Origin of the sequence: Aestuariivirga sp., assembly GCF_041738905.1 — a bacterium.
Classification (GTDB): Bacteria; Pseudomonadota; Alphaproteobacteria; order Rhizobiales; family Aestuariivirgaceae; genus Aestuariivirga.
Genome location: NZ_JBGSOZ010000040.1, coordinates 20,646 through 28,415, shown reverse-complemented (window position 1 = coordinate 28,415; position 7,770 = coordinate 20,646). Strand labels below are relative to the sequence as shown.

The following is a 7,770-nucleotide window of genomic DNA, read 5'->3' as shown; positions in this document are numbered from 1 at the left end:
GCGCCGCCGAGAGCAGGAGCACCGGCATGCCGCCGCGCGCCGCCGCTTCGAGGCAGCGGCAGGCGTCTTCCGCGAACTTCATCGGCGGAACGACAAAGCAGTTCGATTGCGAAACGAAAGGACGCTCGCGCCACTTGGCTTCACCGCCTGCGATGAAGTGCAGCATCTGCAGGCACTCATCGACATGCCCCGGCTCAACCATGCTGGTGCCGACGTGCTTCGATGTGCCAGCAAGGCAGGCATACATCGTGTTGATGTCGAGGTCGTGCCCGGTGAGCATGTCACGCGCGGTAAGGCAGCGCTGGAAGAAATGGATGTTGTCGCAATTGTCTACGATGCGGGCGGCGTCATAAAGGTCCGCAAGATAGGACTCGCGATAGGTGCGTGTCGCAGCCTCGACGATATGGACGGCAGCACCCGCCGTGCCGAAGTACACGCGATTGCCCGACGGCTCCATGTCATGGCGTGGGTCGCGGCCATGCAGCACGAAGTTCCGCGCGCAGCTTGCCAGAATGTCCTCGACAAGGCTGCGCGGAATGCACAGGCGGCCTTGCGCATTGAGGAAGGCGCCGCGCGGCACCATCGCCTCGATACAGGTGGGGATGGCTTGTGCGAGACCGACCGTTTCGAGAAGCTTGAGCGCCGTCTCGTGAATGCGCTGCATGTCATGGTCGGTCAGTGGCTTATACTGGCCTCCCACCATGCCGGGCCGCACAGCGGCTTCGGCCATCGGGATGGGACGCGAACGGAGCGCGCGACGCGCATCGCGGCCACCACGGCGGCGGGACAGGTCTTCGACTGCACTCATGATGGGAGACTCCTGAATTACCCTCTATATCCCTCGTTTTGGGGTCCGGTTTCAACGGCCTATCTTTTGCTGGCCTGCGTTAGATTTTTTCACCCTGTTTCCAGCCAAATGCACGCATTCGCCCCTTAGCCCATCGATTTCAATGATGGTACAAGGGGGCTCAAGCTTGATGGTGAGGAATCTTGGCCAGACGCGACCTGCCCCCCTTGCGTGCGCTCACCGCCTTCGAGGCCGCGGCCCGGCTCGGCAGCTTCAGGCTGGCGGCGGGCGAACTCGGCATCACCCGTTCCGCCGTGAGCCATCAGGTGAAATCGCTCGAGCAGCGTCTCGGCGTGCAACTCTTCCGGCGCGATGCGCGGCGCGCGGAATTGACCCAGGCCGGCCACACTTATTTTCCTCCCGTGCGCGAGGCGTTCGACCTCATCGAAGCCCAGACCAGGGCCTTGAAGCCGTCGGCCGCTGACAATGAGTTGACCGTACAGGTCTATGTGACCGTAGCGCTCAAATGGCTGATCCCAAGGCTTCATGATTTTGAGAAGCGCTATCCCGACATGAAGGTGAGGCTCTCGACATCCTACTTCGACTGGGACTTCGACGAGAAGAATGTCGATGTCGGATTCATTCTCGCGCGCAACCGATCGCCGGATCATTATTACCGCACGCTCTTCAACTCGCGCCTCACGCCCATCTGTTCGCCGGAATTGCTGAAAGGCCCCAACGCGCTGAAGACGCCCGACGATCTCAGGAAGCACAAGCTTCTCTATGTCTATACGGCGGAAGAAGACTGGCACATCTGGCTGGAGGCGGCGGGCGTCACTGGCATAAAGCTTTCCGACCGGCTCGCCTTCGACAGCTACATCCTGGCGCAGGAAGCGGCAATCGAGGGCAGGGGCATCGCCATGACCATCGGTCCCTTCGCCACCGAAGAAATCAAGATGGGGCGCCTTGTCCAGCCCTTTCCATTGAAAGTTCAGCACCGGCACAACTGGCTTTTCGCCTGCAATGCCGAGCACCGCATGAAACCCAAGATCAAGCGCTTCGAGGACTGGCTGGTGAAGCAAATCGCCAACGATCCGACGCTCGAAGCCTATCGCGAAAAAGGAAAGACAGCTTGACCAGCACCGGCTTCGAGACACAGAACCCCGAGACATCGAGCCCCGAGACCTCCAGAAGGCCGCGACGCGATGGCGGCGGACGGCGCGGCGGCGGAGGCGGAAAGCAGCCCAGTCCGCAGCTTGCCCGCCGCAAGCTCACGCGGGCCTTCCCGCCCATGCAGATCGTCTCGGCCGATGAGCTTGAATCAATTCATCTGGCTTCCCTCAAGGTGCTCTCCGAGATCGGCATGGATTTCACGCTGCCCCAGGCACGCGACATGCTCGAGAAGGCCGGCGCGAAAATCGAAGGCGAGCGCGTGCGTTTCGATCCCGCGATGATCGAGGAACTGATCGCGACTGCACCCTCGGAGTTCACGTTCCATGCCCGCAATCCGGAGAACAACCAGCGCATCGGCGGCAACAACATGGTGTTCGGCACCGTCGCCAGCCCGCCCAACTGCTCCGACATGGACAACGGCCGCCGCACCGGAAACCATGCGGACTACCGCAACTTCCTGAAGCTCGCGCAATACTTCAACTGCATCGGTTTCCTGTCGGGCTATCCCGTCGAGCCTATCGACCTTCACGCCTCGGTGCGCCACCTGGAAGCCCTTCGCGATGCGGCGCTCCTCACCGACAAGCCTTTCCATGCTTATTCACTGGGGCAGGAGCGCATCTGCGACGCAATCGAGATCGCCCGCATCGCGCGCGGCATTTCTCACGAGCAGCTTGAGCGCGAACCATCGCTCTTCACTATCATCAACACCAATTCACCCCTGAAGCTCGACACGCCGATGCTGGGCGGCATCCTCGAAATGTCATCGCGCAACCAGATCGTCTGCGTGACGCCCTTCACGCTGGCAGGCGCCATGGCGCCGGTTACGGTGGCAGGCGCTCTCGTCGAGCAGAATGCCGAGGCGCTTGCCGGCATTGCCTTCACGCAGCTGGTCCGCAAGGGCGCGCCCGTCATCTATGGCGGGTTCACCTCGAACGTCGACATGAAGTCAGGCGCGCCCGCCTTCGGCACGCCGGAATACATGAAGGCCACCATCGTCGGCGGACAACTGGCGCGGCGCTACAAGGTGCCGTTCCGCACCTCCAACACCTGTGCGGCGAACACGGTCGACGCGCAGGCGGCTTATGAGAGCGTGTTCTCGCTCTGGGGCCTGACCATGGGTGGCGGCAATCTCATCATGCATGGCGCGGGCTGGCTTGAAGGCGGCCTCGTCGCCAGCTTCGAAAAGTTCGTTCTCGACTGCGACTTGATCCAGATGGTGATGGAATTCATGCAGCCGCTCGAGACGACCGAGGATGCGCTGGGCGTCGAGGCCATCCGCGAGGTGGGGCCCGGCGGGCATTTCTTCGGCGCGCAGCATACGCTCGCCCGCTACAGCAATGCCTTCTACACGCCCATCGTCTCCGACTGGCGCAACAACCAGCAATGGCAGGCGGCAGGCAAGCCCGAAGCATGGCAGCGCGCCAATGCCGTGTGGAAGCAGGCCCTGGCTGATTACCAGGAGCCGGCCATCGACTTGAGCGCTCGCGATGAACTGAACGCCTTCGTCGACCGGCGCAAGGCCGAGGGCGGCGCGCCGACGGACTTCTGACCCCGCAATGGCAAAGGTCATCGTCATCGGCGGAGCCAACGTCGACATCAAGGGCAGGGCGCGCAGCGCTTTTGTGGGAGGCACCTCCAACCCGGGCGACGTCGTGGTGTCGGTTGGCGGCGTAGGCCGCAATATCGCCGAAAATTTGGTGCGGCTGGGCTTGCAGGTGTCGCTGCTTTCCGTGTTGGGCAACGACAGTAATGGACTTTTGGTGCGCGAGACCACGAAATCCGCAGGCGTCGACTTGTCATTGACACTCACCGGCCCTGCGGCGACGGGGACCTATCTCGTCATCCTGAACCGAAGGGGCGAGCTTCAAAGTGCGGTCAATGACATGCAGAATATTGAGTGGCTTAGGCCAAAGCACCTCGAGGCGGTGGCGGATCAGCTATCCTTAGCCGACATACTTGTGGCCGACTGCAACATCGATGCCTCATGCCTGGAGTGGCTCTGCACATTCTCGGCGCGCTCCGGCGTGCGCCTGGTGATCGAACCTGTATCTGTACCGAAAGCGAGAAAACTGCTCGCGTTTAGGCGTTCGAAGCCGATTTTTGCAATTACACCGAACAAGCAGCAGCTTGAAGCGATGACGGGTCAGAAGCACCTACGTGGTGCAATTCGCGAACTTCATGCTCTCGGTTTCGAGAATGTCGTCGTCCATCGCGGCGCCAAAGGTGCAGTAGCGTCGTCACCTGCGGGCCAGTTTGACGTAATTGCGCCAGGTGCGCTCAACATTGCTGACGTAACTGGAGCGGGCGACGCGGCCGTTGCGGGACTGATCGTTGGAATTCTCGAAGGCATGACTCTCTGGCAGGCGGCAACACTCGGCCAGGCGGCAGCCGCGATCAAATTGGCATCGCTTGACTCGGTGTCATCTGAACTGAGCCGTGATAGGCTCAAGCGCATTATCGGATTTTGATTGGATAAGAATGTGCCGCAGAACCTAATTGTCGCCCCCGTTGTCAGAGACGCGTTGGCAAGTGGCACGGCCATTGTCGCACTTGAATCCACGATTATTGCTCACGGCATGCCCTATCCCCAGAATGTGGAGACAGCTCGCGAGGTCGAGGACATCGTGCGCCAAGGCGGTGCGGTTCCGGCCACCATCGCCATCCTTGGCGGTGAGGTGAAGATTGGCCTTGCACCAGATGAACTCGATCGCCTCGGACGCGACGGCCGCAATATCCGCAAGGTGTCGGTGAGGGACCTTCCTTTTGTCGTGGCAAGGCGGATGGATGGCGCCACCACTGTTGCCTCCACCATGCGGATCGCGGCCATGGCTGGCATCCGCGTCTTTGCGACAGGCGGCATCGGCGGCGTTCACCGGGGAGCCGAATCGACATTTGACATTTCAGCCGACATGACGGAATTCGCCGAAAGCGGAGTGGCCGTTGTCACTGCCGGGGCCAAGGCCATTCTCGATCTGGGCCTCACGCTTGAAACACTGGAGACGCTGGGCGTTCCGGTCGTTGGTCTGGGTACGGATGAATTCCCGGCCTTCTACTCGCGTGTCAGCGGCCACGCGGTTCCCATGCGCTGCGACAACGCCGTTGAAGTCGCTGCGCTGATGCATGCCAAGTGGGACATGGGGTTGAAGGGCGGCGTGGTTGTCGCCAACCCCATTCCTGCAGCCTCCGAGATTCCGGCGGCAGAGATAACACCCGTCATCGAAGCGGCTGTTGCAAAGGCAACCCAAATAGGCGTGATGGGAAAGGAGCTTACACCCTTCCTCCTGGCCGAAATCGCGGGCGTGACGGAAGGCCGCTCGCTCGCTGCAAACATCGCGCTCGTGAAGCACAATGCAAAAGTCGCCGCCGAGATTGCCGTGGCCTATGCGAAGGGGCGATCATGACCGTTCTGCGCCGGGGCCGCCGCACCGATGCGGCGCATAATCCGGTGAACCAGCTTCCGTGGAAACAACCACGCCTCACGCTGGAACCCTCGCGCATTCTCTCCGACGATCAGATCGAAACGATCCACCGTCAGTCCTTGAAGGTGCTGGAAGAGATCGGCATGGATATTCTCCTGCCGGAAGCGCGTGAGATCTTCGCAAAAGCAGGCGCGCACGTTGCAGGCGACCGCGTGCGGATCGGGCGGGACATCATCGAGGAGGCACTGAAGACGCCGCCCGCCGAGTTCACCTTCCACGCCCGCAACCCGGCTCACGACATCCGAATCGGAGGCAAATGGATTGCCTTCGCGCCTGTGGGCGGGCCTCCCAACTGCTCGGATCTCGACAAGGGCAGGAGGCCCGGCACGCTCGAGGATGCTGGAAATTTCGTCAAGCTCTCGCAATTCTTCAACACGGTTCACACGGCGGGTGGCGCCTCCGTCGATGCGCTCGACGTCCATGCCTCCATCCGGCACCTGCACATCACGCGCAACAAGATGGTCTATTCCGACAAGGTGCCCTTCGTCTATGCGACGGGCAGGGCGCGACTGTTCGACGGGATCGAGATCGTGCGCCTTGCGCGCGGCATCAGCCACGAGCAACTCCTGGAGGAGCCCTCCACCTATACCGTCATCAACACCAACTCTCCGCTGAAACTCGACGCGCCGATGGGCATGGGCATCATCGAGATGGCGCGGCTGAACCAGATTTCAGTGGTGACGCCCTTCACGCTGCTGGGTGCCATGGCCCCCGTCACCATTGCGGGCGCCATCGTCGAGCAGAATGCCGAGGCGCTTGCCGGGCTGGCGCTGTCGCAGCTCGTGAGGCCCGGAGCGCCCTTCGTCTATGGCGGATTCACGTCCAACGTGGACATGAAATCGGGCGCCCCCGCGTTCGGCACGCCGGAATACATGAAGGCCTGCATCATCGGCGGGCAACTGGCGCGGCGCTACAGGCTGCCCTACCGCACCTCCAGCACCAATGCCGCCAACAGCGTCGATGCGCAGGCCGCTTACGAAACGGTATTCTCGTTGTGGGGCGCCATCATGGGCGGTGGAAACGTGATCCAGCATTCGGCCGGCTGGATGGAAGGCGGCCTCGTCGCCTCATACGAGAAGTTTGCCGTCGATGTAGATCTGCTGCAGATGGTGCAAGAGTTCCTGAAGCCGGTGGTGGTCGATGACGACTCCATGGCCTTCACAGCGATGGAAGAGGTTGGTCCCGGTGGCCACTTCTTCGGTGCGCAGCACACGCTGCAACGCTATGCGACGGCATTCTACCAGCCGCTGATTTCAGACTGGCGGAACTTTCCGAACTGGGAGGCGGCCGGATCTCCGACGGCCGAGAAGAAGGCAAATGCCCTGTGGAAGCAGGCGCTGGCGGAATATCGCGAGCCTTATCTTGATCCATCCGCGCTCGAACAGATCGACGCTTTCGTTGCCCGCCGCAGCAAGGAAGGCGGCGAGAAGACCGATTTCTAATCCCGGGAATAGACGAGCCTGAGCCGGGGTGGCGCAGGCTCGTCGCCGCCCAGCGCCATCTCATAGGCAACACGCAGCGCCTGGCGCTGTTCGTCGCGCGGCAGGCCTGAAAGGAAGCCGCAGAGAACATTTTCGATAGATCGGGCGAGATCGAGAAAGCCGTTTCTGGAGGCCTCATCCGCGACAAGCGCACCCATGCAGTAGATGTTCACGGCCCCGGGCTTGCCGGTCTGTGACAGTGGGTCGAATTCCGAGCTGCTCACGTCTGGTCCTCCCGAGGATTGCGGGGAGCTGATCCTGACTGGGGATTCAACGAACCTTCATCCTAAGTTGTACTTTGACTAGAATGAGCATCAATCCGCAATATGGGAGAACTGCCATATCGCTTGACTTAGGGTGAATGTGTTCGCCGCTCACGAGCCTGACGACAAGGCGATCCGATACGATTGCATGCCGAGATAATAATTGACCATTGCGTCATCGTACCGCTTGGCCAGGCGATCGGCGGTGGCAGCATCGATGGCGCCCTTGCGCCGCTCGGCGAGTGCCTTGCGCCGGTCGGCCTCAGCCGCCTTCCGCGCGCGCTCCATGAGACGGCGAAACACTTCAAGATTGTCTTTTCCTGAAGAGTCCAACCAGACGTTTTGAAGGGGAATGTCGTAGAGCGGGTTCTGGCCGGGTCCGATTGCGGCTTCCGCATCGAAATCGACGGTCGCCACACATTGACCCGGCATGACCTTGACCGGCGCACAGGCCGTGGCGCAGCTTTGCGCGGTGTCGCTGCCGCAGCAATTGCACAGGGACGCCGCCTGAGCCGTGCCTCCCAGAAGCGTAGCGAAACCCAGCGCGGCCGCGAATGCCAATCTCATCGAGTCTTCTCCATTCCTCG

The 7,770-nt window shown here is 61.5% G+C and carries 8 protein-coding genes; 5 read left to right on the top strand and 3 right to left on the bottom strand.

Annotated elements, in window-relative coordinates:
- Nucleotides 1-808: trimethylamine methyltransferase family protein (locus ACEW8Q_RS03265; RefSeq protein WP_373502621.1), on the bottom strand; the 808-nt coding region annotated here is incomplete at its 3' end.
- Between the two features lie 182 nt (nt 809-990).
- Between ACEW8Q_RS03265 and gcvA the strand changes: the two genes are divergently transcribed.
- The 5 genes from gcvA to ACEW8Q_RS03240 are packed head-to-tail and all read left to right on the top strand — an operon-like array spanning nt 991 to nt 6,881.
- Nucleotides 991-1,923, top strand: a complete 933-nt coding sequence (gene gcvA / locus ACEW8Q_RS03260) for a transcriptional regulator GcvA (RefSeq protein ID WP_373502620.1) — start codon at nt 991-993, stop codon at nt 1,921-1,923.
- Nucleotides 1,920-3,509, top strand: coding sequence for a trimethylamine methyltransferase family protein (locus ACEW8Q_RS03255; RefSeq protein ID WP_373502619.1), 1,590 nt, complete (start codon nt 1,920-1,922; stop codon nt 3,507-3,509). Before gcvA ends, ACEW8Q_RS03255 begins: the two co-directional genes overlap by 4 nt.
- A 7-nt stretch (nt 3,510-3,516) precedes the next feature.
- Nucleotides 3,517-4,428, top strand: a complete 912-nt coding sequence (locus ACEW8Q_RS03250) for a carbohydrate kinase family protein (RefSeq protein WP_373502618.1) — start codon at nt 3,517-3,519, stop codon at nt 4,426-4,428.
- 54 nt (nt 4,429-4,482) lie between these two features.
- Complete coding sequence (locus ACEW8Q_RS03245) at nt 4,483-5,361, top strand: pseudouridine-5'-phosphate glycosidase (RefSeq protein WP_373502617.1); 879 nt, start codon at nt 4,483-4,485, stop codon at nt 5,359-5,361.
- Nucleotides 5,358-6,881 (top strand): trimethylamine methyltransferase family protein, encoded by a 1,524-nt coding sequence (locus tag ACEW8Q_RS03240; protein ID WP_373502616.1) that lies wholly within the window; start codon nt 5,358-5,360, stop codon nt 6,879-6,881. Before ACEW8Q_RS03245 ends, ACEW8Q_RS03240 begins: the two co-directional genes overlap by 4 nt.
- Here the strand turns inward: ACEW8Q_RS03240 and ACEW8Q_RS03235 are convergent.
- Complete coding sequence (locus tag ACEW8Q_RS03235) at nt 6,878-7,144, bottom strand: hypothetical protein (RefSeq protein ID WP_373502615.1); 267 nt, start codon at nt 7,142-7,144, stop codon at nt 6,878-6,880. The two genes, ACEW8Q_RS03240 and ACEW8Q_RS03235, sit on opposite strands and share 4 nt — an antisense overlap.
- A 150-nt stretch (nt 7,145-7,294) precedes the next feature.
- Nucleotides 7,295-7,750 (bottom strand): hypothetical protein, encoded by a 456-nt coding sequence (locus tag ACEW8Q_RS03230; protein WP_373502614.1) that lies wholly within the window; start codon nt 7,748-7,750, stop codon nt 7,295-7,297.
- Nucleotides 7,751-7,770: the final 20 nt, after the last annotated feature.

Coding starts and splice junctions, on each gene's coding strand:
- ACEW8Q_RS03250 (WP_373502618.1), top strand. CDS start 3,517: ATGGCAAAGGTCATCGTCATCGGCGGAGCCAACGTCGACATCAAGGGC.
- ACEW8Q_RS03240 (WP_373502616.1), top strand. CDS start 5,358: ATGACCGTTCTGCGCCGGGGCCGCCGCACCGATGCGGCGCATAATCCG.
- ACEW8Q_RS03230 (WP_373502614.1), bottom strand. CDS start 7,750: ATGAGATTGGCATTCGCGGCCGCGCTGGGTTTCGCTACGCTTCTGGGA.